Below are 24,739 nucleotides of genomic sequence, written 5' to 3' on the forward strand. Positions count from 1 at the left end.
CGCCACTGATGGGCAAATGCGGCCTTCGGCATAGACTTGGCCGCCAACCGGCTGTAATTCCTAAAGCTCAGGCGACGAGGCAGATGCTCAGTAGAAATCCGACTGTCCAGCCTGAGATCAATTCGATCAAGGCCGAGGTCGACGAAATCAAACGTCGGCGGATTCTCGAAGAAGCCATCGGGCAGTTCTTCGATAAGGGCTATGAGGCGACCTCGCTGGAATCCATCGCGGAGGGCCTTGGGGTAACCAAGCAGTTCATCTATTCGCGGTTTCGCAGCAAAGCTGAATTGCTGGTTGCCATCTGCCATGCAGGGGCCGCGGCTGCGGACCAGACAGTAGCATTCAGCGCCACGCTGAGCGGAGATCCCGCGCAACGTCTGGCGCAGATCATCCGGTATTTCGTGCGCCTCCAGATTGAGCACCGCCGCGAGGTAGCGCTCTATTTCCGTGAAGCGAAAAGCCTTCCCGCCGACGAAGGTCTGGCGATCGATTCCTCAAAACAGCGCTTTCACCGCATGTTGCGCGGTCTGCTGAATGAAGGAAAGGCCAGCGGCAAGTTTGATATTGCCGACGCATCGCTGGCCGCATCGGCGCTGGGCGGCATGGCATCGTGGGCGTTCACATGGTTTCAGCCCGAAGGCCGCTGGGTTGCCGAATCCGTGGCGACGGAGCTTGCCGCGCTGGCCCTCAGGACGGTCGGCGTGCCCGATCCGCTCTCTTACCTCGCCGACGAACCTAGATAAAAGCCGGTGTTTGCTGCCCGGGTCGGCGCACGTAAACTTCTGATTTTTTTATATTTGCCAGCATCGTTTCGAGATTTTCGGATGTGCGTTGCGATGTTGTGCCCGCGTCGCAGACTGGACAGATATTCTCCTAAACCCATTTAAAACCTTGACAGGATATATATATTCTCGTGAGTATATATGCGACGCGGCGGCATGAGCTGGCTGCCGGACTCCAGAGGTGTCTTTTATGGTTGTTGGCGAACACAAGCCCGATTTCGATGCTGTGGTGATTGGTGCCGGAGTGACCGGCATCTACCAGACGCACTTGCTCGAACAGAACGGCATGTCGGTGTGCGGGATCGAGGCGGGCGCTGATGTCGGCGGCACTTGGTTCTGGAACCGCTATCCCGGTTGCAGGCTCGATACCGAAAGCTATGCTTACGGCTATTTCGCACTCAAGGGCATCATCCCTGAGTGGGACTGGAACGAGCGCTTCGCCTCGCAACCTGAAATGCTGCGCTATGCCAATAGCGCAGCCGATGCGATGGATGTACGCAAGCTATACCGGTTCAACACGAAGGTTGCCGCCGCCCACTATCAGGAAGCGGGCAATGTCTGGGAAGTTACGCTGGGCAATGGCGAAACCCTGACTTGTCGCTACCTCATTTCGTGCACCGGCCCGCTTTCCGCCACACGAATGCCCGACATCAAGGGGATCACCACGTTCAAAGGCGAAGCCTTCCATTCCTCGCGCTGGCCGGTTGATGAAAACGGCCTCCCCCGCGAGATCGATTTCTCCGGCAAGCGCGTCGGCATTATCGGAACGGGTGCCACGGGCGTCCAGATCATCCCTATCGTCGCAGAAAAAGCGGGCCAGTTGCAGGTATTCCAGCGTTCGCCAAACTGGTGCACGCCTCTGGGCAACACGCCGATCAGCAAGGACGAGATGGAGGTCATCCGCAAACGCTATCCGAACATTCTGGAATATGTGAAGATCACCGACACCGCATTCCCCTATCACCGCGATCAGCGCAAGGCGATCGACGTGCCTGCGGAGGAACGCGAAGCCTTCTTCGAGAACCTGTACAACCAGCCCGGCTATGGCATCTGGCTCAGCGGGTTCCGCGACCTGCTGGTCAACAAGGAATCCAACAAATTCCTTGCCGATTTCGTCGCAGACAAAATCCGCTCGCGGGTGAAGGATCCCCGTCTGGCCGAAAAGCTGATTCCCAAGGATCACCCTTTTGGCGGCAAGCGCGTCCCGATGGAAACGAACTACTACGAGGCCTACAACAAGGACAACGTGCACCTCATCGACATTCATGAGGCACCGATTGTCGAAATCACCGAAAGCGGCATTCGCACGGCTGACGCCTTCTACGAACTCGACGTGATCATTTTCGCAACGGGCTTTGATGCGGTGACCGGATCGCTCGACCGGATCGACATTCGCGGCAAAGGCGGCGCCCGTCTGAAGGAAGTGTGGGCAGACGGACCGACGACATTCCTTGGCCTGCAGGCGCGCGGCTTCCCCAATTTCTACACGCTTGTCGGACCGCACAATGGCTCGGCATTCTGCAATGTCGGGGTTTGCGGCGGGCTTCAGGCAGAGTGGGTGACCCAGATGCTGGTCTATATGGCCGCCAAGGGCCTGAGTTTTGCCGAAGCATCGCAGGCAGCAGAGGACGAATGGACAGAATCTGTCTACCGCGACTTCGCCCGCACCTTGCTGGCCGAAGCCAATGCATGGTGGGTCAAAACCACCACGAAGCCGGACGGCACAATTGTGCGTAGGACGCTGGTCCATGTTGGCGGCGGCCCGGAGTACCGCAAGCGCTGCGAGCAAGTCGCTTACATGGACTACGCAGGGTTCGAAATGGCCTGAACCGGCATACGCGCCGCACGTCTATCAACATATGCGTTGACAGACGTGCGAGATCGCATCATTTCTAAAAACAACAAAACATTGGTGCGGGGGAGTATCGCCTTGACGTTCACGGAGTGGTCCGAGGTTTGCCCGCTGGCAGACTTGCTGGTGCGCAGCGCCACGCGGTATCCTGACCGCAACGCACTGGTCATGCCCAACTTTGCCCTGACCTATGCCGAACTGCGCGATGCCTCGGTCGAGATCGCGCGCGGCATCATCGGCATGGGTCTTCGCCCCCGTTCCCACGTCGGCATTCTGGCCAATAACAGCCGCGAAATGGTGACCGCGCTGTTCGGTGCGGCGCTGGCCAACTGCGTGGCGGTCCCGCTCAATGCCCGGCACAAGAGCCGCGAACTCGGCTACATCATCGAGAACGCGGACCTTGCGCTGATCCTGACGACGGCTGCCGATACGCGCTTCGTCGATTTCCGCGAGGTGCTCTCCACTGCCCTGCCAACGCTGGGCGCAAGCCCGCACGGCGAGCCGCTATCGCTCGCCGAAGCGCCGCAACTGCGCGGCATCGTGGTGCTTGAAGGCGACGCGCCTGCCGGATTCCTTTCGCGCACGGCGTTTGCGCAAGCCGCCCAATCCGTACCTGCCAGCGCCGTAGATATGGCACGCCGTGCAACCCGCCTGCGTGACACGGCACTGATCATCTACACGTCGGGCACAACTGCCAATCCCAAGGGCTGCCTGCTAAGCCACGAAGCCGTTACCCGAGGGCCGGTAGAGCGGGCCAGCAGCCGCTTCCGCGCGTCTGACCATGACGTGACATGGGGTGGCGGGCCACTGTTCCATATCGGCTCGTTCGCGCCGTTTATTGGCACGATCGGGACCGGCGGCACCTATGTCACCGATGTGTTCTTCGATGCGGGCCGCGCGCTCGACCTGATGGAGCGTGAGCAGGTAACCGTGGCCTGGCCGTGGTTTCCCGCCATCCTGCAGCCGCTGCTCGATCATCCTGCGTTCGATGCGAACCGTCTGGCAACCTTGCGCAAGGTCTTGCTGATCGCCCCGCCCGCGCTGGTGGACCGCGCCCAACGCACCTTCCCCGACGCCGAATTCATGCAAGCATGCGGGATGACCGAAACCGCCGGGATCTTTGCCCTGTGCGCGCCCGACGAAACGCCGGAGCAGCGAACCATCAGCCAGGGCAAACCCGTGCCCGGGATCGAGGTGAAGATCATCGCACTGGATAGCGGCGAGGAAGCGGCGCCTGATGCCGTGGGCGAAATTCTGGTACGCGGTTATTGCGTGATGGACGGCTACCATCGCTCGCCCGAAAAGACCGCAGAAGCGCTGGACGGCGAAGGCTGGCTGCACACCGGCGATTTATATGCGCGCGGCGCGGACGGCCAATTGACCTTCCACGGCCGTGCCAAGGACATGCTGAAAGTGGGCGGCGAAAATGTCGCCGCGATCGAGGTCGAAGCCTATATCTGCAGCCATCCGGCGGTGAAGCTGGCCGAAGTGGTCGGCCGGCCCGATCTACGGCTGGATGAAGTGCCGGTTGCGTTTGTCGAACTTCGCCCGGGCCACACCGCCACGGAGCAGGAGCTGATCGACTTCTGCCAGGGTCGCATTGCCAGCTACAAGGTGCCCCGCGCAGTGTTCTTCATGAACGACGGCGAATGGCCAATGTCGGCAACCAAGGTCGACAAACGAGCCTTGCGCACGCGGCTGTGACGTCGCGTTAGCGTTTCTGCATTCCGCTGAAGAATATTTCGCAAAACGAATCCGAAATTTCCTGTGCGGAATGCGCGCCGCCCGGCTGATACCAGCGGTGCGTCCAGTTCAGCATCCCGAACACGGCGTTGGCGGCCACCGAAACGGCGATGTCGGACCGCATTTCGCCTTTGGCGATCAGTTCGCTGATCAGGCTGAGCACGATGCGTTCAAACGTGCGCGTCTTGGCCACGATACGCTGTGCCCACGCGCTTTTCTCGCCGGTAACCCGGCTCATCTCTTCCTGGATGTAGACGTACATATGCGGATAGTACTGATCGTAAGCCGACATCAACTGGGTGATGACGCCGCGCAGTTTCCCCGCTGATTCAAGTGCTTCGTCTGCAAAGATCGCTTCGCACGCCGCGATATTGGCCTCAACGCCAACGCGCAGGCATTCGCGGAACAGTTCTTCCTTGCTACCGAAGTAGTAATAGACAGTCGCACGATCCAGCCCCGCCTTGTGCCCTATTTCGGCCAGCGTCGTCGCCTTGAAACCGTGGGCCTTGAACTGCCGCCCCGCAATCTCGACCAGTTCGGCGCGCTTTGCCAGATAGTCGGTGCTGCCTTCTTCGAGCGCGGACTTCCGGCGCTTCGAAATGTTGCTCGTCGTTACCATAACTTGACGCGTATCGATCTCAGGCTCCGATGACCAGAGGTTTTGAGCGGCAACCGGCCCAGCCCCGCCGACCGGTTCGGCCAGGACATCAGCTTTCGACAATGGCCCGGCGATCCACAATTTCGAGGCCAAATCCTTCGAGCGCAGCCATTTTGCGACTGCTCGATGTCAGAAGCGCCATGCGCTCGACGCCAAGATCTTTCAGGATCTGCGCGCCGATACCGTAGTCGCGGTCGCTCGACAATCGTGCATATTCGCCGCGCCCGCCCATGACCCGGCGCGAGATCGAAGCGCGGTCGGGATCCTGCACGAACACCGCGACAGCCGGGCCGTCGTGTCCGGCCATCTGCCGCAGGGCCGATGGGACATAGTCGGGATGAGCGTTGCGATAGCCGAGCAGATCGGCGGTGAGATCGAACTGATGCACCCGTACCAGCGTGTCCACGCCCGGCCGGATATTGCCTTGCACCAGCGCCACATGTTCGCAATTGTCCACCAGATCGCGATAGACGTGGATCGTGAAACTGTCGCCATAGTGGCTGTCGAACGGTCCGCTGGCAACGCGTTCAACCAAGGTCTCGGTCTTGCGCCGCCACGCGATCAGGTCTGCAATCGTGCCGATCTTCATGCCGTGTTCTGCGGCGAAGGGCACGAGATCCGGCAAACGCGCCATCGTCCCATCGGCGTTCATCACCTCGCAAATCACGCCCGCGGGGATCAGCCCTGCCAACCGTGAAATGTCGACGGCAGCCTCAGTATGCCCGGGACGCACCAGCACGCCGCCATCGCGCGCAACCAGCGGAAACACATGCCCCGGTGACACAAGATCACGCGGCCCACTTTGTGCGTTGACCGCCACCGAGATTGTCCGGGCACGGTCGAATGCTGAAATCCCGGTGGTCACGCCCTCGCGCGCCTCGATCGAGACGGTGAACGCAGTGCCGTGGCCGGAGCGGTTGTCGCTCGACATCGGCGACAGTTCCAGTTCGCGTGCCCGCCCTGCTGTAATCGCAAGGCAGATCAGCCCGCGCGCGTGAATCGCCATCTGGTTAATCCGGTCAGGCGTGGCAAACTGGGCCGGCACAATGATGTCACCTTCATTCTCGCGATCGTCTGCATCGACCAGAATGAAGGGGCGGCCATTGCGCGCCTCGTCGATGATTTCATCGATGGTAGCAATCGCGGTCATCTCAAGCTCCTCTTTTTATGTTTTCTTGTGGGGCTTTGTAAGCGGGCGGAAAGCCGCCGCTCATATCGCGAACGTAGCCGGTATTGTCATACGCCGTCGCGAAGGCCGCGCCACTGAAACTGTAGCACGCGCCCTGCCGCGCAGGCTCTTCCGAAACGCGGCGCGGCTGCGGTCCATCCACGATATACGCCCGGCCACGCGCAACGAAAACCGCCATCTGGGCGATACGCCACACGTCGGCCTGCGCAGGCGGAAAGTTTTGCTGAACCCAGCGGGTGAAACCGCCGAACAGGGTCTGTCCGCAGTGTTCGCGCGGCTCTACGATGACCTCGTCGTGCAGCACCCATTCCAGTACCAGCGCGCCATCCACTTCCACCGCAAGCCGCTGACGGCGCGCCACATCGCGGTCGGTCAGCGAAACTTCCACCCTCTGCGCCCGGTCGCCACGGGCCATCCACGACAGGCCCAACCGGGCAAGATCAACAAGGTGCGTGCATTGCCCGCCCCGCTCGTCGCTGGTCAATGATGGCGGCGCGCCGTCGGCAGGCCTTCCGCGCAGCATTCCCAGTGCTGCCGTCGCGCCCGGGCAGCTGGTCTTGGGAAACCGGTCCATCCGCGCGATCACGTCGGCAATCAAACCGTCATCGACCACCAGCGCCACGCTCATATCGTGGAAATCATCGAGAACCGACACCTGAATGCCGTTGCCCCACGATGAGAAGCTGATCCGCCGTCTGAAGATGCCACTCCCATACGCCGGATTGGGCGGATAATGGCCAAGGTTTGCAGACATGCGCCTGTCAGCCTGCAGCGTCGAAGCGCCCGTAAGCACCCTTGAAAAACAGCAAGGGGCCAACCGCCCGCTCAACCGCCAGCGACTGTACCCGGCCCAGCACGATGGTGTGATCGCCCGCGTCGATCTCATCCTCGATGGTGCATTCGATATGTGCCACAACGCCATCGAGCAGCGGCATCCCCCGTTCTGACATACGGTGCGACACGCCCTCAAACTTGTCACCCCCGCGCGACGCGAACTGGCGGCACAGCTCAACCTGATCCTCGGCCAGCACGTTGACGCAGAAGTGTCCGCACGCACGAACTTGCGGCCAGCTGCTGGATTTGCGGTCAGGGAAAAACGCGACCAGCGGCGGGTCCAGCGACACCGAAGTGAAGCTGCCCACAACCAGCCCCGCAGCCACGCCATCCTGACTGCAACCGGTGATCACACAGACGCCGGTGGGATATGTGCCCAGCACCGAGCGGAAGTGGCCCGGATCGATCTCGACCCGGATGTCGGTTTCGCCCGGCGTTGGCGCACCCTCGCCGCTCATCTCAGCGGCCCGTCCACACTGGCTTGCGGCGTTCGGCTCCCGCCAGCTCGCCTTCGCGCTTGTCGTTGCTTTCTGCGTACTGCTCGATCTCCTCGAAGCGCGACATCAGCGCGACTTCAAGTGGATGACCCAGACGCCCCAGAGCAGCCACCTTGGCCGCCTGATTGGCAAGCGGCGATGCGGCATTGATCTTGTCCGCCCATTTTTGCGCGGTGGCAGCCAGATCAGCGAACGGCACGACTTCATTCACCAGTCCGAAGCGTTCGGCGACGTCGGCCTTGATACGTTCACCGGTCAATATCATCGCCATCGCGATGTGGTGCGGCAACTGGCGCATCGCCCGGTGCACAACGCCGCATTCTCCAATGATCCCAACTTTCGTCTCGGGCAGCCCGAACTGTGCGGTTTCAGCAGCGACGATGATGTCGGCACACATCGCCAGTTCGAAACCGCCGCCGACGCAGAACCCCTGGACCGCCGCGATCAACGGCTTCTTGAGTGTAACCAGCGGGCCGCCAATACCCGTGAGGCCACCGCCCAGCGCCATGCGCGTCTTGCGCTCGGCTCCGCCCGAAACATCCGCACCGATGCAGAAGCCCTTTTCGCCCTCAGCCGAAAGGATCGCGCACCAGATCTCGGGATCGGCATTGATCGTGTTCCACGCATCCAGCAGCAGGTCATCCATCTCCTGCGTGATCGCGTTTAGGCCCTGTGGGCGGTTCAGACGGACATGCGCAACATGACCATCGATGGTGAATTCTACGTCTGCCATGATTACTCCTTCGGCGCGACGAGCGGACTCGTCGGCGCAACCTTGAATTGCTGGATGACGGCCTTGAGGCCCTGTTCCTTCATGCGTTGTCGCACTTCGAGCACCGCCGGTGCCATGTGCAACAATGCGTCGATTTCGGCGATGCCGGATAGCGCCTGCCGGAAACCTGCGGCCTCGGTGGCACGATTGATAGACAGCTTCTTGAGCCGCAGCACGTCGGGGGGCGTCATCGCGATGCGCTGTGCCAGCGAGCGGACCGCCGGGATCAGATCGGCGGCCGGCACACAGTGGTTGGCCCAGCCCCATGTGACCGCCGTCGGCCCGTCGATCCAGTTGCCCGGCACGAAGGCAAATTCCTTGGCGCGTTTGGGGCCGACCAGACTGACCCAGGTCGGCGCGATGAAGCCGCCACCGATGGGGATAGTCGGCTCCCCGATGCGCACATCGTCGGCCACGATGGTAATATCGGTGAAGACGCACATCTGCGCCGCAGCAGCAAGGCAGAAGCCATGTACTGCGGCGATCACCGGCTTGGGATGATCCCACATCAGCAGCCACCGATCAACATTGGCGCGCAGCCGGGCGTGGTCACCCATCGGATCGGCAGGGCCGCTGTCGCCTGCGCCATAGCTGCCCAGATCCATGCCTGCGCAAAAGCCCTTGCCTTGCCCACGAATGGCGATGACCGGGCCGCCTTCATGCTTCAACCGTTCAAGCGCGTGGGCGAACTCGTCGAGCAGTTGCGGCGACAACGCGTTCGCCGCCTCTGGCCGATCGAGCACGATCCAGCTGAGCGCCTCTTCATGCTCTATGCGGATCGTGGCATATTCGCCCGCCATCGCGATTACTCCACGCGGCCAATAGGGTTGGATGCCCGGACGTGATAATCGGTGGTCATAACGGTCTTGAGAATACGCTTCTTGAACTTCCACTGACCGCCCTGTTTGACCACCACATCGTGGTACTGGCCATACAGAATGCCGTCGGGGCGCTCTTTGGTGTAGCGATGGATGGCCAACACGGCGGCGCGCAGCGTCGCTTCATTATCGCTGACCCAGTCAATCACGATGTTCGACACGTGATGCGATGTTGCACGGAAAAAGGTGCCGATGCCGTCAAGCGTCTTGGCGTAATCCTCAATGCCGGTTGCGCCGAAATTGGGCGCATAGCTGACTTCGCAATCATCGACGAACAGCTCGATCATCTTCTCGGGCATGTTCATGTCAAGGTAGTAAGCATAGTCGAACACGATCCGCTCAATCGCGCGTTCCTCGACTATCCGGTCCAAAGAGTCCACGATGATTCTCCTTTGTAAGTGGTAGCCTTCCCCAGATTCCAGCGCTGGAAGGCGCAGGCGTCTGGGGAAGTATTGTTTGATCAGAAGTCGTATTTCAGCTCGATCCCGTACATGCGCGGCAGACCGGGCAGGACGGAGTTGATCGCATTGACCGCACCGAGCGCGAAGCCGCCGACATTGTATTCCTTGTCGGTCACGTTCTTGACGTAGGCTGCGATCGTAGCGCCCGATCCGAAGGCGTTACCGAGTTCGGCACGAAGATCGAACAGCGAGTACCCTTCGATCTGGGTACCGGGCAGGATCGTCGCAGCCGCATTCGAGTAGTAGAAGGACGACTGGCTGTACATGTCGCCGCGCAGCGACACCGTGCCGCCCGACGGAAGCTCATGCTCTACCTTGGCAAATGCCGAGCCAGTCCACTCTGGCACGTCACCGTAAGGACCGAACTGGACGACCGTGTTGCCGACAATCGCAGTGTTCTTGGGGTAACGCGCATTGGTGTAAGCCAGTGTCCCGCCCAGCTGGAACCACGGCGCAACACGAAGTGAAGCGTCTGCTTCGAAGCCTGAAACCCGCGCCTTCTCGACATTGCCGCTGACGGCAGCAACGCCCAGATAAACTGCACGAATGACATTGCTGATATGCTGGTCATAGGCCGCGATGTTAAAGGTCGCTGGCATCGTCCCGATTTCACCGTTGAACTTGGCGCCGATTTCAAAATCGTACGTCGTTTCAGGCAGGAACCGGTTCGCAACAACCTTGCCAGCAGCATTGACCGAAGTTGCCGTGCCATTGAAACCACCAGTACGCCATGATCCACGATGCGTGGCGTAAACCAGCAGGCTGTCGGTTGCCTTGTAGTCGAGCGAAACCGTCCAGCTTGGCTTGCTTGCCTTCAGTTCTTCAGGTCCGACGCCCTGCCCGACGTTGAAGTCGTCAAGGAATGGGTCGAAGCCTGCTGTGCGGCGTGCTGGGGCATAGTTGGTCGTCTCCCAGGTATAGCGTGCGCCACCGGTCAGATTCAGCCGATCGGCAATCTCGTACGACGCTTGGGCATAGACCGCCTTGGACTTGGTCTCGACCTGGTATTCACGCAGGAAGGCACCCAGATTATCGCCCAAGGCGGCAACGTAATCCGGAGCAAACACGAGCGGAAGGCGCTGGGCATCCCTGCCTTCGAAATAATATACGCCCGCAATGTACGTCAGACGGTCGGCCTTGCCGGAAATCTGCAGTTCGTCTGACAACTGTCGCTGAACGTAGGTGTACCCTTCTGCGCCCGGACCGCCAATTGCCGGATTGCCGAAGTTGGCAGCCGACGTCCCGCCACTGAACCCGATATTCAGGGGTTCGAATGGTGATCCGTCAACATCCGTACGGTCGCGCGAGATAGAGCGGTTGAAGCCGAAGACGTTCTTGATCTGAACGTCGTCAGACAGTTCGTACGTCGTGGTGTTGGTCACCAGATGCTGGCGACCCTCATGAGCCCCGGTCTGGTTGTTGAAGATATCGTAGAAGCCATAATTCTTCTGCGCATTGATGAAGCTTGGCAGGCCGCTGAAGCCGAAGGCTGCAAACTTTGCGCCGTATTCCAGCAACGGTGCGATGCCGTCTGGATAAAGCGTTGCGGAAGGCAAGCCGAAGCCGAGCTGACCGGCAAAGGGCTGGCCATTGACGAAGTTGTTGTTCGGATCGGTGGTTGCGCCTGAACTTCCGTTGATACCGTAGTAGTTGGTCGCACGCAGGCCCGCACTAACACCGCCAGTGAACGCATATTGATACACCGTGGTGTTGGTGAAATCACCGGATTTGATCTGGATGGTCGGGCGCACGCTGAAATTGTCGATCGACGCGTTCTTGGTTCCAAGCAACAGATTGGTCTGGTAGCCATCGCGCTTCTGATATTGAGCCGCAACGCGCCCCGAAATCGTCTCGCCGGGAACGTTGATCGCGCCTTCGGCAATCACATTGTTGTAATTGCCATAGCTCAAGCGGGCATAACCACCGAAGTCTTCGTCGGGCTTGCGCGTTTCATAAAGCACCGCGCCGCCGGTTGCGTTACGACCGAACAGCGTGCCCTGTGGACCCTTGAGCACCTGGATCGACTGCAAGTCATAGAACGCACTGGCCGACGTCGACTGTGCGTTGAATTCATTGACATAGTTCAGCACTGCTGGCGATGCGAACGAGAACGCATCGAGCGACTGCCCACGCAGCGAGAAGCTGATCTGGTTCGATGAATTGGTTTGACGAACCGTCAGACCGGGCGTTGCCGACTGAAGATCGGATTCCGAAAGAATGCGACGTTCTGCCAGTTCGGTCGCGCCCAATGCGGCGACCGATACCGGAACGTCGGACAGGTTTTCGGCCTTGCGTCGCGCGGTCACTACGATCGCATCGGACATAGGCTGTTCGTTCGCCTGCCGCTCTTCGTTCCCAGTGCTGGTTTGAGCGAACGCCGGTTGCGAAGCCAGGATCGCAGCAAGCGAGGCTCCTGCAAACAGCAATGCAGGCTGGACACCAATCGTCTTCTTCATTTCACTTCTCCCCATATTGACGCTCAATGGCGCCTATTATTTCAACGCAAACGTTGACGATTCACTCAAAAAAATGTCACCCGGCCTGCATTCGCGGAAAATCCGAGGTCAACGGATCGGCACCCGGCCACTGCACATTCAGCGCGGTCGTCAACGAACGGTCGACTTCGGACCAAGGCGCGATGTGAACGACCTTCATCGCCCGCACTGCAATCCGCCATTGGCCGTCTTCGCGCACGTATTGATCAATGTAACGCACTGCGCCGAAATACGTGGCTTCACCCAATCCGAGTTCAAGGTGCGCGCAAACCTCGCCGTCAGCGGAATCTGCGCCGGTAAAGCTGATGTGGACATAGTTGGGCGTATGCACGGTCTGCCCCATGCCCGCTCGCGCCGCCTTGATAAGTGCGACAATGCCATCACGCCCTGCAGCATCTTCAAATCCCGAAGCTTCGAACCGGGCATTACGGGAAAAGCATTGCGCCATGACGGCGTAGTCATCATCGTCGGACGCACGAAAATACACCGCAACCAGATCCTGAATGGCGGCCCTGTCTTCGAGTTTTGCGATGCGTTCTTCCAGCGTCGACATGTTTCTACTCCCTCTCTCACAATCCATATGATCAACGCCCACGATCCAGTCAACACATAAGTTGACAGGTGCGCACGCCATTGCCAAAGTCGTTGGATGACCACTATATCCATCGCAGCATTGCGCGCAGAAGCCGAAGACCTGACCAGCGGAATTGCAGATGGCGAACCGCTTGATAAACTGGCTGCAGCGCTGATAACCTTGGCCGTCAGCGCCTCGGTTACCGCACTTGACCGCGCACGATTGGACGCAGCAATTGTGCAATGCTTCGAAGCAGGCGCGACAGTTGGGCAGGTGCAGGAAATTCTAGCCCTTACCTCCGGCCTCGGCGTTCACACCCTTATGGTTTCGGCGTCTGCGGTGCTTGACGCAGCAAGTGCGCGCGGATTGATCGATGCCGACGCCCCGTTCGATGCAGACCGTCAGGCGCTGTGGGATGACCGCGTCGGCAATGACCCCTTCTGGACAGGGTTTTCCGCCGAACTGCCGGGCTTCCTCGAAGCAATGCTGCGGCTTTCGCCCGATATCTTCACCGGCTTCTTCGAATATTGCGCCATTCCGTGGCGCAGCGGCACGGTGCGCGCGCGGATCAAGGAACTGGCTGCACTTGCCTGCGATGCCGCGCCCAGCCACCGCTTCCGCCCCGGCTTCCGCGTCCACCTGAAGAACGCCATCGCCCTGGGCATCGGCCGCAAGGCAATCCTGCAGGCGCTGGACATCGCCGCCGCGGCACCGGAGCACCGCGGCACCGATTGATTACCCCGCGTTAAGGCCGCGCCAGGCCAGCGCGCCACCATCGATCAGGTAGGACGCGCCGGTGATGAACGAACTGTCACTGCAAGCCAGGAACACCGCCAGCTTGGCGACTTCCTCAGGCTCGCCAAGGCGCGGCAGCAAGTGCGCGCCGCGGAGGACCTTCTCCAGCCCAGCGGGATCGTCTGAAGCCTGGAGATACTTCTCCAACATGGGCGTGCGGATCGCAGCCGGGCAATAGCAATTCACCCGGATACCGAACTTGGCAAGGTCCGTGGCGCTCGCCTTCGTCAGCATTTCGACGCCGCCTTTGGTCGCACAATAGGCAGCCGCCATCGGGTAAGCCACCGTCGCTCCGGTCGACGCCACGTTGACGATCGACGCTGCATCGGACGTCTTGAGATAAGGCACCGCGTGTTTGGTACAAAGCCACACTGCCTTGAGATTGATGTCGTTGACAACATCCCAGACGTCTTCCGACAGCTCCTCAATCGAGGTGTTCGGCGTCAGGTCAGTTTCGTGGACTGCAGCATTCGCATGCAGCACGTCGATCCCGCCATAGAGCGCGGCGGTTGTATCCATCAGGTTGCGGATGGAAACGCTGCTCCGCAAGTCAACCTTGATGAAGGTGGCCGTACCGCCTTCCGCCACGATCAAGTCAGCAGCTTCCTGCCCGGCTTGTTCGTTTATGTCTGCGATGACGACCTTGCCGCCCTCACGCGCCATCTCTCGGGCACTGGCACGCCCCATCCCTTGGCCTGCGCCGGTAACGACGCAAACCCTGCCCTCAAGCCGTCCTGCCATGTGATGGTCCTCGTTCTATAGATGTCAGGATTTGGCCCACACTAGCGGCACGTTTTCGACGGCTGCGACGATGCCCGAATGATAAACCGGGTTCGCGCCGGGAGCGAGAGAGAACTCCGGAATGCGCCGGATCCACTCTTGCAGCGTCACGGTCGCTTCCAGCCTTGCCAGATGCAGCCCGGCGCAGCGATGCGGCCCGCCGCCAAAGGTGCTGTGCTGCGGTGCCTTGCGCTCCCAGTCCAGATCCCAAGGGTTCTCGTTCGCTCCCTCATCAAGTCCGTGCAGTGCAGTAGGCAGCAGAATCATATCGCCACGCTTCAGCTCCACGCCGCGATAGGTTTGGTCGACAGCGACCATCCGCGCTTCCGAGACAACCGGAAAACGGCGAAACAGTTCTTCCACGCCGCGGCGCAACTTCAACTCGTCTTCGCGGATCTCCGTGACCTTCTCCGGGTGCCGGGCAAGGTAGATCATCGAGAAGCTGAGGAAGTTGACGACCGTATCGAGCCCGCCGAGCAACAACAGCGAGATCAGCCCCACAGCCTTGTCATGCGGCATCGGCTCGCCATTGATCGTGCCGTTCACCATGACGGAAATCAGGTCAGTGCCGCTGCCACCCCGCCGCGAGCGGATGATCGGATCGACATAGGCGTCGAACCCTTTGTTCGCTGCATCAAGCGATTCCGCCATTTCTTCAGGCGAGTTGCCTGCAGGCCGGGTCATGTCCCTGGCAAATTCGGAAAGCTTGGGCACGTCCGACATCGGCAGGCCCGCCATCGCCATGAACACCTTCACCGGGAACACGTTGGCGTATTCAGCCGCAAAATCGCATTGTCCTTTGGCAACAAGCGGCTCGATCAGATCGATTGCCGCCTGCCGGACCTGCTCTTCGACCTTGCGGATCTGTGAAGGATTGAGCCCAGTATCGATCAACTTGCGATAGGGCGTATGTTCGGGCGGATCCATCCGCGTCGGCACCATGCCGTACTTCTCGCCCGCCTCCTTGGGCAGGAAGATGACCTCGCTCGAAAACCGGGTCGGATCACTGTAGATGTCCTTGACCAGCTCGCCACGCGTGGCGATCCAGTGACCGCCCGTCAACGGCGTCCACACAAGTTCGGGCATATCCGGCTGCTGCAGCGCCTTCCATGCTTCGTGATAACCCTGCTCGATCCCGTCGAGCGCATACATGTCGATGTCCCTGACCAATGTTTCGGGAACGTGCGCCGGACGGTCGGCACGAACGCGATGATCCGCGACGGTTGCCTCAACCATAATTCGTCCTTTCGTTTGTCAGTTGATTTCGGGGTCGATGATCGCCTTGATCACCGCACCTGCCGCCGTAGCTTCCAGCGCTTCGAGCGCCTGGCTTACGCCAAAGCGATGGCTGACGATTTCGGCCAACGGATACTGCCCGTTCAGCCGCGCCGCCAGATGCAGCGCCTGATGGTAGTGCTTGGGCTTGGGAAACGTTGCGCCGGCAATCGTCAGGTTCTTGAGCGTCAGGTCACGCGGGGAGATCGGCTGCGTGCCGATCGCGCCCCAAAGGCCCAGGATGATGTAGCGTCCGTGATTGCCGGCGATGTCCACGCCTTCGGGGAAGGCCGGCAGCACGCCAGCTGCTTCGACGACAATATCCGGACCGTTGACCGAGACACGATCATAGATCTGCCTGCGTCGCTCCTCCGCTGTGTCTTTTAGCGATACTGTTGCCGTAGCGCCCAGCGACCGCGCAATGGCAAGGCGATTGTCGTGCATGTCCACCGCGATAATCTCGCGCGCACCAGACAGTTTGGCCACGAGAATTGCGGAAAGACCGACCGGCCCTGCCCCCTGCACCACCACCGTATCACCCATGCGCACCGGGCCGCAGCGATCAAACCCGCGCAGCACCGTGGGCAAGGCGCAACCCAGCGCGATCACCGCATCGACCGACGCGCCATCCGGCAGGCGGAAGAACGCAAGGCCATTGGGCAGGCAGGCAAAATCGGCATAGCTGCCCCAGTTCGGCTTTTCGGCATGTTCGAAGAACTGCGAATTGTCGCACGGGGTTTCATCAATCACAGTGCAACTGTGGCAGCGGTGGCACAGCGCTATCGGTGCCCAATAGACAAGGTCACCCGGCTTTACCGCCACGCCCGCATAATCGGTGGTAACGCCCGGACCCAGTTTCTCAATCCGGCCCACGCCTTCATGGCCCAGAATGATCGGAAACGGCATGATGCCCGCTTCACCCGACATGATGTGAACATCGCTGCCGCAAACCCCGCCCGCAACGATGCGAACCAGCGCGCCGCCCGGCTCAGGATCGAACACGGGAACATCCCACGTCTCGACCCGATTGGGTTCAACCAGCACACACGCTCTTGCTTTGGTCATATCTCAGTCCTCTCCACGGTCCGGCGATGGCCCCTTTGGCGCTCTTTGCGGCACCATCAGTGGCCATCGCTGGCAGGGATTCAGGTTGGCATTCGCACCTTGGGGCAAACTTCGGTCGCCAGACGGCGCAGCGATTCTTCCCACGGCTTGGGATCGTCAATGCTGTCGTGTTGGTTGGCCACGATCTGTCCCCAGCCACCAACCGCATCGGCCAGCTTTTCCAGCTTCTCGATCACCGTATCAGGCGATCCGCACAGGATTACGTGGTCGACCAGAAAGTCCTCGTCGATGGTGTCCGGCGTGATGTCCACGCCGCTGTCATGGATAATGCCATCGAACAGCCCGAACTTGACGTAGATTTCTTTCAAGTACTTGTGCCACGTCTGCATCAGCCCGGTCTTGCGGACCAGTCGCTTGGCCTCGGCATCAGTATCTGCGATGAAGATGTCACGGCACACGCGATACCGCTTGCGGTCGGGCGTATGCCCTTTCGAGATCATCGCGTCAGACCAGGTATCCCAGTGCGCCTTCATCTGCGGCGTGCCACCGAAGAACGAGATCGGCGAATAATCGCGTTCGCCCGCAAACTTCATCGAAGACGATTTTTGCGACAGGCCGGTGACTGCCAGTTCAAGCGCCGCGCGTCCGCCATATGGACTGTTATCTGCGATCTCGACGTTGTATTCGGGCATCGTGTCAGGGCCGGGGAACCCAGCTTGGAAATACTTACCCTTTTCGACAAACGGCTTGCGCTCCCACACCCGCTCCATAAGCGCGAGCGCTTCCAGTTGCATCGGTGGCAACGGCCCAATGCTCTCGAACCCGTGCAGGATGGCGTCGGTATGGTGTCCACCCGGAGCGACGCCGAGAAAATACCGTCCCTCCATCACCTGACTGAGCCAGCCAATGCGGATCGCGAGTGTCGCCGGATCGTGATAGGGCAACAGGTGCGCCATTGGCGCAAAGCGGATCGTCTTGGTGGTCTGCGCGCACGCCGCAATGATCGCTTCGGGCATGGGGATATTTTCCCAGCCGAGCGTGTAGTGTTCCCCGATCATGTAATCGGCAAACCCTGCTTCGTCAGCAATGCGCGCGATGTCGACAGCCCAGTCGAACACCTGACGTGGTGTACGGCTTGGCGGGTTGTAGGGCGTCATGAAAATTCCGCACTGCATGGACATTGCATTTCTCCCAAATTTTAAAGTCTTTTAGGTTACTTCGTCGGGATCAGACGAACACACCTTCTGCGTTCTTGGTCGAGAAGCGTGGTGCAACCTTGCTGATGAATTGATCCAGTTCTTCCTTGTTTTCCTCAGGCTCAAGGTGGCCTTGCCCGAACATCAGGAACAGTTCGTCAAAACCAAGACGGTCTTGCGCCCGGGCGATCTGGTCGGAAATCTCGTCGGCCGATCCGATCAACACGTTTGGCGGGCGCTGGCCCATCGGGATGAACCATTCATCCCAGAACCACATATGCTCTTCCATCAGCTTGGCCGCGCGATCCTTGTCATCGGTCAGCATCAGGAAGCCACCCCAGGCCGAGGCCTGGGTGTTGGTCACCTCGCGCTCCACCTTGGCGGCAGATGCGATGTAGCGATTGTTCAGCGATTCACAGAAATCCAGATTGTCCGACAGCACAATCAGCTTGCCACCTTCTTCGGCCCAGAAATCGATCGTCCGGCCCGACGCTGCAAAGCCGCCGTAGATGGGCGGGTGGGGATCCTGAAAACACTTGGGCGCAATGCCGATCTGGCGCACGATGCCATCAGCATCCTGCCCTTTGCCATACTTGGCATAAGCCGGATGCCCTGCAGATCCGCCGTTCGGCGGGAACTCCCAATTTTCACCCTTGTGGCTGAACACGTCGCTGGTCCACGCCTTCTTGACAACGCGAACCCCTTCTTCAAACATCGAGCGATTGCGCGCGTCCTGCACGTCGCGCGCTTTCACGTTGTCTGGCGTCGTGGCGCTGACGCCTTCTTTGGCGGCGTAGCTATCCACCCAGCGGGCGTGATAGCCGCGCGTAAATCCGCAATACATCCGCCCCTGCAGCATGTGATCGAGCGTTGCGATTTCCTCGGCCACGCGCACCGGATTGTGCGTGGTCATGGTGTAGCCCATCAGTCCTGCCTTCAACCGCTTGCTGTTCTGGCCGACGAAAAGGCTGAACATGCCGGGGTGATTGTTCACCTCGAAACCTTCGATCTGGAGATGATGTTCAGGCTGGCAATAGCCATAAAACCCAAGATCGTCGGCCAGCTTCACATAGCCACGCACTTCTTCGAGAAACCGCTGATACAAGTCATTGCGCTGCCCGGCCATGCCGGCCTCGATCTCATGACGGCGCCCGACGACACCGGTCTGCATCAGGTGAAATTTCATCGCCTCGATCCCCAATCATTCTTATCAACACTAACGTTGATACGTGGTCATGGCTTCGCTTGTCAATGGCGATCAGGGCAGCCTCGAAACTTAATCAACCTTGGCGTTGACAATGCGCAATTGGGCTTGCCTCGCCGCATCAGGCGTCGCAGTTCAAGCTGTATGGAAATCTCGGGAATCGATCATGTCGTTGTCAGGGTGGCTGACCTTGACCGCTCCATTCAGTTCTATTGCCAGATTCTGGGATGCAAGCTGGAGTGGCGCCGCGATGAACTGTCGCTTGCGCATCTGCGAGTCGGCTCCGCATTCGTCGATCTGCTGGCAGGGCAACCCTTGCCAACCGGTCCCGGCCGCAACATGGATCACCTGTGCCTGACGGTGGCTGGTTTCGATCTTGAACCGGTGCGCGAGCACCTTGTGCGTCACGGCGTTGACGTGGGCACGGCAGGCGAACGCTTTGGAGCGTCCGGTTGGGGGCAATCGCTCTACATCACAGACCCCGATGGCAACGGCCTGGAGCTACGCGGCTGAGCTGGACACAAAAAATGCCATCAGCGCCGAAACTGCCGCAGGGCAATTCCGGCACCGATGGCATCCTCAATGATCAGAACTTGACCGAAAGCTCCGCACCGAAGGTACGTGGTTCACCGGGATAAGCGGTGTTCACGCCATTTGAAGCGCCCAGCGCATAGCCGGAAATGTAGTAGGTGTTCTTCGTCAGGTTGCGCACGAACAGCGCTGCTGAAACCTGGCTTTGCATGATCTCTTTCCAGTTCAGGCGCATAGCCAGAGTGGAATAGCCATCAAGCTTGGTCCCAGGCGTCGATGTACCGTTGGTGTTCGAGAAGAAGAAGCTCGATTGGCGGTAGTAATCAGCGCGAAGGCTGACCCCGCCGATGTCCTCAGGAATTGGAAACTTCAGTTCGGCAAAGCCCGAACCGGCCCACTTGGGCGCATCGGGATAGGAGTCGACAGCGATATTCCCTACGAACGGGATAGGAACATTGCGCTTCGTGTACTCTGCGTCAGTGTATGCCAGATTGAAGCCGAGATCGAGCCATGACGTCAGCCCGACGAACGCATCGACTTCGATGCCCTTGGTAACCGCCTCGGGCACGTTGACGGTGAAGCCCGCCGGAGCGCCGCCAACCACGGCATAAAGCGCGCGTTGTGCATCCTTCACGACGATTTTGTAGGCCGCAACATTGAACTGGACCGGAGCATTCGCGATCCGCCCGTTGAACTTGTAGCCGAACTCGAAATCATGGACCTTTTCGTTCTTGAACAGGTTTGCTGGCTTGCCAGTCAAAGGATCGATGAACGGAGCAACGGTGCCGTTCAGGTTGCCCGACCGGAAGCTTCCCCGCTGGTTGAAATAGACCATGTTGTTGGGGTCGATCTGGTACTGGACGCTGGCAGTCCATGCCGGTGCCGACAGCTTCGTGCTCTGGTCTGCTGCCGGTGAATTGGGATCCACGCCAAAGACATTGCCCGCAGCCTGGCGGATGCCCACATTTTCCCACGTATAGCGGCCGCCGAGCGTGGCAGTGAGCTTGTCTGTTACCTGATAGCTGGCTTGTGCAAACACCGCCTTGGACGTCTGCCGGTTGCGGTAGGCGTAGGAAATGTCGGCAATGCCGCCAGGCACGACATCGGCACCAATGTTGATCGGGATGATCTCGAACCGCTTGAGATTCGAATAGAACACGCCGGCGGTGTAGTTCAGCTTGCCGTCTGCCGCCGTGCCCTGCAGCTGCAGTTCGTTGCTGAAGGTTTCGGACTTGAAGGTTTGTCCGCCCGGCGCGCCGGTTGCGTTGATTCCGGCCAGCTTGAACAGCCACAGCGAGCCGAACGGGCCGCCACCAAGATTGCCCGGCGTGCGCGAATTGCCCTTCATGTAGCTGAAGATGTTCTTGATCGTCGCGTCGCTGCCAACTTCGATTTCGGTCGTGTTGGAAACGAACGTGTTTTCTGCACGGTGCGGCAAATCGTACTGCAAAAAGATCTTGTAAGGGTTGGCGCGCGAGAACTTGGTATAGCCCTCGACACCGCCGGGGAAGAAGCCGGGTGCCGCCGGTCCATCGTTGTTGCCGTAGATCGCGGCAAGCGTGTTATCCAGAAGGATGCCGGTGGTGTTCGGAGTTTTGGTGGTGCCATCGCTGATGAACTGGGTTGTGGAATCGCCCGGCGTTGTGGGCACGGAGTGGTAATTGAAGATGCCGCCAACGCCCTCGCTGCCCCGAACCCGGTCATGCTGGAACACGGTAACGTTCCTGACCGTTTCGGTCGGCGTAAACAGGATCGTTGCACGGCCAGAACGGCTGTTCTTGTCGCCCAAGGTGTTGCCGGTGTTGATGTTGGTCATATAACCGTTGCCGCGCGTAGCGTCGAACGCCAGGCGGATCGCCAGCTTGTCCTTGATCAACGGCAGATCGACAGCCGCCTGCATCTGGCCAAATTCGCGCGAGGCACCGCGCAGGATCGCGTAGCCGCCAAATTCGTCGCCGGGCATGGGCGTTGTATAAAGCACCGCGCCGCCGGTGGCATTGCGTCCGAACAGTGTACCCTGCGGGCCTTTCAGCACCTGGATCGAACCCAGATCGAAAAACGCGGTTGCGGTGTTGCCGGGGTTATAGGGCGCTTCGTTCAGATAGGGCAGCACTGCCGGACTGGTGCCCGAAAAGGGATCGAGCGACTGTCCGCGCATGGAATAGCTGAGCTGGTTGGAATTCTGGCCGTTCTTAACCTGAAGCCCCGGAACCAGTGTGCCGATGTCCTGCTCGCTGGCGATGTTGCGGGTCTGGAGCGCTTCTGCTCCGTAGGCAACCACCGATACCGGCACCTTGGACAGCTTTTCCTCGCGACGTTGTGCAGTAACGACAATGTCTTGCGTGCCCACGCCCTCAGGCGCTTGTTCCTGCGCTGCCTGCGCCAGAACCGGCGTGGCAAGTGCAGCAACAATCAAAGCCACCGCACTGGTGCTGCCGCGCAACAAGGTGCTCGGCCGTGCGCCAAACGCGCGCGCACCATCTGAAAAATGAACCATATCCCTTCTCCCATTTTTTATTATTGAGACTATTCGGCGTCTTGTATGTCTGCCGCGCGTATTTTCACCGCAGACACACAATATCTTCAATTCAACGTCATTAACCGCAATTAGGCATCGACCAGATTTGCACCGGGTACTTTTACGCGCGGCGCCACTTCCTTCGAAATCAGTTCAAGCGACTTGAACCATGCTGAAGGATCATCGTAATAGTCATGGGCTTCGACCTGAAGCGTTCCCCAGCCGCCAGTCTGTTCGAACAGATGATTCAGCTTGTCGACAACCGTGTCGGGCGATCCGACAACGAACACTTTGTCGACCAGGAATTCGAGGTCGATATCAAGCGAGTCGACGCCGTTGTCCTTGGCAAAGCCATCCATCATGCCAAACCGGCGCCAGATCGGGATGAGGTAGCGATCGAAGCAGTATCCGATCGGACCTTCCATCACGAGCCGCTTCGCCTCTGCGTCAGTATCCGCGCAGAACACGGTCTGCGACACGGCATGGCGCTGGCGAACGGGTGTAAACCCGGCCTTGATATTGGCTTCCGAATAGATTTCCCAGTGTCGCTTCAGTGCATCGAGGCCCGAATAGATCGACACAGGCTTGAAGTTGCGTTCGCCAGCCAGTTTCATCGACGGCGAATTGGCGCTGAAGCCAGTAACCGCAAATTCCGGAAAAGCGCCGCCATAGGGCGAATAGTCTGCGAGCAAGTGCTGCTCGTCCTCTTCCGTCACCGCCGGTTCTTCTTCCGGGAAGCCCGCGCTCCAGAACTTGCCTTCATAGAAGAAAGGCTCGCGCTTCCAGATTTTTTCCATGATGATCAGCGATTCACGCACCATCTCATTGAGGAAGGTGGTGTCGGTGTTCTTGATACCGTGGATGTACGACGCCAGCGGATAAGCGCCTGCGCCGATGCCCATGAAGTAGCGACCTTCAAGGATCTGCGAAAGCCAGCCCACCGTCATGGCCAGCTTGGCCGGATGCTGGTGCGGAAGGATGTGTGCCATCGGGGCAAACTTGATCGTGTCAGTGTGCAGTGCTGCGGCAGCGATGATCAGTTCGGGATTGGGAATGTTTTCCCAGATCTGTGAAGCATGCTCCGAAATCATCATCGATGTGAAGCCGATCTTGTCGCACTGTATCGCGCTGTCCACGCCCCACTGGAACGTCTGCCGCGCAGTGCGGCCAGGACGCATGTAGGGGTGAAAAATGAGGCCGGTTTCCATCGTCATTTCAACTCTCCCAAGGCTTTTGAATTAAGCCATGTGGCTTAGATGCCTCTGGTGGGCAATTTCGTCAAGCCCATTCAACACACCTGTTGACGAAGATCAACACCATCGTTGACGAGATTTGCAAAAACGTTGCCCCCGCTCGGGCTTGACGCTTGCGCCGCACTATCCCAATTGCCCTGAATGACGTCGAAAACTGCGAGGGCGCTTGCCCCGAATGCCAATCCATCGCCCGATGCGCCAAAAGTTGCGCTCATTCTTGCAGCCGAAGTGCTGTTCGCGCGCGACGGTATCGAAGGTGCATCTCTGCGTGAAATCGCGGCCCAGGCCGGCCAGCGTAACCATCACGCAGTCCAATACCACTTCGGTTCGCGCGACTCGCTGGTGCAGGCAATTTTCGATTACCGGATGAACCAGATGGAAGTTGCGCGTGGCAGCATGCTCGCCGCTGTCGAAGCAACTGGAAAGCTGGAAGACCTGCGCGCGATCACGGAGATCATTTTCCGGCCGCAGATCGAACTGATCGACGAATTTGGCGATCATTCTTACGCCGGTTTTCTGACCGCTTATCTGCTGCGTTATCAGGCGCGGCGGTTTGGCCAGTTTGGTGAGCGCGTGGCACCAAATCTTGCCCGCACGCTGGTACTGTTGCGAGCGTGCCTTGGCCCCATGCCCGAGATGGTGGCGCAGCGGCGACTGGTCACAGCCTGTTTCATGTTCCTCAACATCCTTGTCATCCACACGCGCGATAGTGCTGACGAAGGCGAGTGCTTTGAAGATGCGGTCAAGGACACGCTGGGCCAGATTGTGGCGGCACTGGCCGCGCCCCTACCGCCCGCCCCAGAGGCCTGAATTCCAAAACATGAAGCCTGAAGGCTACGCTCAGAAAAACGTGTCCTTGGCGTGCTGTGTATCCATGTATTCCCGTACTTCGAACACTTTGCCATCACGCACAGTCACGAGAAAATGATACTGCGGCAGATAGGTCCGGCCATCGGTCAGTTCGGCAAACCCGGTAGCCTCCACCGCTACCTTATCGGCTTCGGCGATCATGGAAACCGGGGTGATCGTCAGACTCCCGGATTTGTAGATGGCTTTTGCACCTTCGACCAGCGGGCCAAAGCTCGCTTTGTCATATCGGCCCGACATCCCTTCAAGCCTGCCCGAAACCCACCAGCTGCTGCCTTCAGCCATCGCATCAAGCAGCGCGGAGACATCTCCGCTGGAAAACACTTCGAAAAACCGTGCAACAATTGCCTTGTTCTCTTCGCGCACCAATTGAGTCATCGGTCTGCCTCCCTGGTCCTGCCTCCTTGACGGGGGCACGTCCGGCCAGATGTTGCCCGAACCTCTCCAAACCATCGCACACTCTCTCGCTAACCCAGAGCTGGCCGTTTTGTAAACGATAGTGTTGACTGGCAACCGCTTT

23 protein-coding genes are annotated in these 24,739 nt (G+C 59.5%); 6 read left to right on the top strand and 17 right to left on the bottom strand.

What is annotated here, in order from left to right:
- The first annotated feature begins 83 nt into the window (after positions 1-83).
- The 3 genes from Q8R81_RS18030 to Q8R81_RS18040 all read left to right on the top strand — a co-directional run bounded on the left by Q8R81_RS18030 (position 84) and on the right by Q8R81_RS18040 (position 4,338).
- Positions 84-743, top strand: a complete 660-nt coding sequence (locus tag Q8R81_RS18030; protein ID WP_305619917.1) for a TetR/AcrR family transcriptional regulator — start codon at positions 84-86, stop codon at positions 741-743.
- 229 nt (positions 744-972) lie between these two features.
- On the top strand, positions 973-2,610 hold the full coding sequence (locus Q8R81_RS18035) for an NAD(P)/FAD-dependent oxidoreductase (RefSeq protein WP_305619918.1): 1,638 nt from the start codon (positions 973-975) through the stop codon (positions 2,608-2,610).
- A 102-nt stretch (positions 2,611-2,712) separates the two neighbouring features.
- Positions 2,713-4,338, top strand: a complete 1,626-nt coding sequence (locus tag Q8R81_RS18040; RefSeq protein ID WP_305619919.1) for a class I adenylate-forming enzyme family protein — start codon at positions 2,713-2,715, stop codon at positions 4,336-4,338.
- Between the two features lie 7 nt (positions 4,339-4,345).
- On the opposite strand, the gene Q8R81_RS18045 is transcribed toward Q8R81_RS18040, so the two are convergent.
- The 9 genes from Q8R81_RS18045 to Q8R81_RS18085 all read right to left on the bottom strand — a co-directional run bounded on the left by Q8R81_RS18045 (position 4,346) and on the right by Q8R81_RS18085 (position 12,714).
- A complete protein-coding gene (locus Q8R81_RS18045) occupies positions 4,346-4,996 on the bottom strand; it encodes a TetR/AcrR family transcriptional regulator (protein ID WP_305619920.1) in 651 nt (216 codons plus the stop codon).
- 88 nt (positions 4,997-5,084) lie between these two features.
- Positions 5,085-6,185 (bottom strand): 3,4-dihydroxy-2-butanone-4-phosphate synthase, encoded by a 1,101-nt coding sequence (gene ribB, locus Q8R81_RS18050; RefSeq protein ID WP_305619921.1) that lies wholly within the window; start codon positions 6,183-6,185, stop codon positions 5,085-5,087.
- 1 nt (position 6,186) lies between these two features.
- Positions 6,187-6,978, bottom strand: a complete 792-nt coding sequence (locus Q8R81_RS18055; protein WP_305619922.1) for a DUF2889 domain-containing protein — start codon at positions 6,976-6,978, stop codon at positions 6,187-6,189.
- Positions 6,979-6,985: 7 nt separating this feature from the next.
- Positions 6,986-7,516 carry a flavin reductase family protein gene (locus Q8R81_RS18060; RefSeq protein ID WP_305619923.1) on the bottom strand — a complete coding sequence of 177 codons (531 nt, stop codon included), beginning with the start codon at positions 7,514-7,516 and terminating at the stop codon, positions 6,986-6,988.
- A 1-nt stretch (position 7,517) separates the two neighbouring features.
- Complete coding sequence (locus Q8R81_RS18065) at positions 7,518-8,288, bottom strand: enoyl-CoA hydratase-related protein (RefSeq protein WP_305619924.1); 771 nt, start codon at positions 8,286-8,288, stop codon at positions 7,518-7,520.
- Positions 8,289-8,290: 2 nt separating this feature from the next.
- Positions 8,291-9,127 (bottom strand): enoyl-CoA hydratase-related protein, encoded by an 837-nt coding sequence (locus Q8R81_RS18070; RefSeq protein ID WP_305619925.1) that lies wholly within the window; start codon positions 9,125-9,127, stop codon positions 8,291-8,293.
- 5 nt (positions 9,128-9,132) lie between these two features.
- Positions 9,133-9,585, bottom strand: a complete 453-nt coding sequence (locus Q8R81_RS18075) for a nuclear transport factor 2 family protein (protein ID WP_305619926.1) — start codon at positions 9,583-9,585, stop codon at positions 9,133-9,135.
- Between the two features lie 80 nt (positions 9,586-9,665).
- Complete coding sequence (locus Q8R81_RS18080; protein WP_305619927.1) at positions 9,666-12,122, bottom strand: TonB-dependent receptor; 2,457 nt, start codon at positions 12,120-12,122, stop codon at positions 9,666-9,668.
- A 76-nt stretch (positions 12,123-12,198) separates the two neighbouring features.
- Entirely contained in the window at positions 12,199-12,714 is a 516-nt protein-coding gene (locus tag Q8R81_RS18085) for a nuclear transport factor 2 family protein (RefSeq protein WP_305619928.1), read from the bottom strand.
- A gap of 96 nt (positions 12,715-12,810) precedes the next feature.
- Here Q8R81_RS18085 and Q8R81_RS18090 point away from each other — a divergent pair, with 96 nt between their 5' ends.
- Positions 12,811-13,470: a carboxymuconolactone decarboxylase family protein gene (locus Q8R81_RS18090; protein ID WP_305619929.1), complete on the top strand. Its 660-nt coding sequence runs from the start codon at positions 12,811-12,813 to the stop codon at positions 13,468-13,470.
- Here Q8R81_RS18090 and Q8R81_RS18095 read toward each other — a convergent pair whose 3' ends face one another.
- The 5 genes from Q8R81_RS18095 to Q8R81_RS18115 form a co-directional block, all read right to left on the bottom strand.
- Positions 13,471-14,271, bottom strand: a complete 801-nt coding sequence (locus Q8R81_RS18095) for an SDR family NAD(P)-dependent oxidoreductase (protein WP_305619930.1) — start codon at positions 14,269-14,271, stop codon at positions 13,471-13,473.
- A gap of 24 nt (positions 14,272-14,295) precedes the next feature.
- The gene (locus tag Q8R81_RS18100; RefSeq protein WP_305619931.1) at positions 14,296-15,546 is read right to left on the bottom strand and encodes a cytochrome P450; all 1,251 of its coding nucleotides are present in this window, start codon (positions 15,544-15,546) and stop codon (positions 14,296-14,298) included.
- An 18-nt stretch (positions 15,547-15,564) separates the two neighbouring features.
- On the bottom strand, positions 15,565-16,650 hold the full coding sequence (locus tag Q8R81_RS18105; protein ID WP_305619932.1) for a zinc-binding dehydrogenase: 1,086 nt from the start codon (positions 16,648-16,650) through the stop codon (positions 15,565-15,567).
- Between the two features lie 80 nt (positions 16,651-16,730).
- Positions 16,731-17,831, bottom strand: a complete 1,101-nt coding sequence (locus tag Q8R81_RS18110) for an LLM class flavin-dependent oxidoreductase (RefSeq protein WP_305619933.1) — start codon at positions 17,829-17,831, stop codon at positions 16,731-16,733.
- 46 nt (positions 17,832-17,877) lie between these two features.
- Positions 17,878-19,032 (bottom strand): LLM class flavin-dependent oxidoreductase, encoded by a 1,155-nt coding sequence (locus Q8R81_RS18115; RefSeq protein WP_305619934.1) that lies wholly within the window; start codon positions 19,030-19,032, stop codon positions 17,878-17,880.
- A gap of 162 nt (positions 19,033-19,194) precedes the next feature.
- Between Q8R81_RS18115 and Q8R81_RS18120 the strand changes: the two genes are divergently transcribed.
- A complete protein-coding gene (locus Q8R81_RS18120; protein ID WP_305619935.1) occupies positions 19,195-19,563 on the top strand; it encodes a VOC family protein in 369 nt (122 codons plus the stop codon).
- A gap of 73 nt (positions 19,564-19,636) precedes the next feature.
- On the opposite strand, the gene Q8R81_RS18125 is transcribed toward Q8R81_RS18120, so the two are convergent.
- Both Q8R81_RS18125 and Q8R81_RS18130 read right to left on the bottom strand, forming a co-directional pair.
- A complete protein-coding gene (locus Q8R81_RS18125) occupies positions 19,637-22,078 on the bottom strand; it encodes a TonB-dependent receptor (protein WP_305619936.1) in 2,442 nt (813 codons plus the stop codon).
- Between the two features lie 110 nt (positions 22,079-22,188).
- Positions 22,189-23,313 (bottom strand): LLM class flavin-dependent oxidoreductase, encoded by a 1,125-nt coding sequence (locus Q8R81_RS18130; protein ID WP_305619937.1) that lies wholly within the window; start codon positions 23,311-23,313, stop codon positions 22,189-22,191.
- 180 nt (positions 23,314-23,493) lie between these two features.
- On the opposite strand from Q8R81_RS18130, the gene Q8R81_RS18135 reads away from it, so the two are divergent.
- Entirely contained in the window at positions 23,494-24,162 is a 669-nt protein-coding gene (locus tag Q8R81_RS18135) for a TetR/AcrR family transcriptional regulator (RefSeq protein WP_305619938.1), read from the top strand.
- 30 nt (positions 24,163-24,192) lie between these two features.
- Here the strand turns inward: Q8R81_RS18135 and Q8R81_RS18140 are convergent, their stop codons facing one another.
- On the bottom strand, positions 24,193-24,597 hold the full coding sequence (locus Q8R81_RS18140; RefSeq protein WP_305619939.1) for a nuclear transport factor 2 family protein: 405 nt from the start codon (positions 24,595-24,597) through the stop codon (positions 24,193-24,195).
- Between the last annotated feature and the right edge of the window lie 142 nt (positions 24,598-24,739).

The organism is Novosphingobium sp. (assembly GCF_030696665.1).
Classification (GTDB): Bacteria; Pseudomonadota; Alphaproteobacteria; order Sphingomonadales; family Sphingomonadaceae; genus Novosphingobium.

Coding starts and splice junctions, on each gene's coding strand:
- Q8R81_RS18110 (WP_305619933.1), bottom strand. CDS start 17,831: ATGTCCATGCAGTGCGGAATTTTCATGACGCCCTACAACCCGCCAAGC.
- Q8R81_RS18065 (WP_305619924.1), bottom strand. CDS start 8,288: ATGGCAGACGTAGAATTCACCATCGATGGTCATGTTGCGCATGTCCGT.
- Q8R81_RS18135 (WP_305619938.1), top strand. CDS start 23,494: ATGACGTCGAAAACTGCGAGGGCGCTTGCCCCGAATGCCAATCCATCG.
- Q8R81_RS18095 (WP_305619930.1), bottom strand. CDS start 14,271: ATGGCAGGACGGCTTGAGGGCAGGGTTTGCGTCGTTACCGGCGCAGGC.
- Q8R81_RS18080 (WP_305619927.1), bottom strand. CDS start 12,122: ATGAAGAAGACGATTGGTGTCCAGCCTGCATTGCTGTTTGCAGGAGCC.
- Q8R81_RS18055 (WP_305619922.1), bottom strand. CDS start 6,978: ATGTCTGCAAACCTTGGCCATTATCCGCCCAATCCGGCGTATGGGAGT.
- Q8R81_RS18115 (WP_305619934.1), bottom strand. CDS start 19,032: ATGAAATTTCACCTGATGCAGACCGGTGTCGTCGGGCGCCGTCATGAG.
- Q8R81_RS18085 (WP_305619928.1), bottom strand. CDS start 12,714: ATGTCGACGCTGGAAGAACGCATCGCAAAACTCGAAGACAGGGCCGCC.
- Q8R81_RS18030 (WP_305619917.1), top strand. CDS start 84: ATGCTCAGTAGAAATCCGACTGTCCAGCCTGAGATCAATTCGATCAAG.
- Q8R81_RS18125 (WP_305619936.1), bottom strand. CDS start 22,078: ATGGTTCATTTTTCAGATGGTGCGCGCGCGTTTGGCGCACGGCCGAGC.
- Q8R81_RS18100 (WP_305619931.1), bottom strand. CDS start 15,546: ATGGTTGAGGCAACCGTCGCGGATCATCGCGTTCGTGCCGACCGTCCG.
- Q8R81_RS18090 (WP_305619929.1), top strand. CDS start 12,811: ATGACCACTATATCCATCGCAGCATTGCGCGCAGAAGCCGAAGACCTG.
- Q8R81_RS18130 (WP_305619937.1), bottom strand. CDS start 23,313: ATGACGATGGAAACCGGCCTCATTTTTCACCCCTACATGCGTCCTGGC.
- Q8R81_RS18045 (WP_305619920.1), bottom strand. CDS start 4,996: ATGGTAACGACGAGCAACATTTCGAAGCGCCGGAAGTCCGCGCTCGAA.
- Q8R81_RS18120 (WP_305619935.1), top strand. CDS start 19,195: ATGGAAATCTCGGGAATCGATCATGTCGTTGTCAGGGTGGCTGACCTT.
- Q8R81_RS18070 (WP_305619925.1), bottom strand. CDS start 9,127: ATGGCGGGCGAATATGCCACGATCCGCATAGAGCATGAAGAGGCGCTC.
- Q8R81_RS18105 (WP_305619932.1), bottom strand. CDS start 16,650: ATGACCAAAGCAAGAGCGTGTGTGCTGGTTGAACCCAATCGGGTCGAG.
- Q8R81_RS18035 (WP_305619918.1), top strand. CDS start 973: ATGGTTGTTGGCGAACACAAGCCCGATTTCGATGCTGTGGTGATTGGT.
- Q8R81_RS18060 (WP_305619923.1), bottom strand. CDS start 7,516: ATGAGCGGCGAGGGTGCGCCAACGCCGGGCGAAACCGACATCCGGGTC.
- Q8R81_RS18140 (WP_305619939.1), bottom strand. CDS start 24,597: ATGACTCAATTGGTGCGCGAAGAGAACAAGGCAATTGTTGCACGGTTT.
- ribB (WP_305619921.1), bottom strand. CDS start 6,185: ATGACCGCGATTGCTACCATCGATGAAATCATCGACGAGGCGCGCAAT.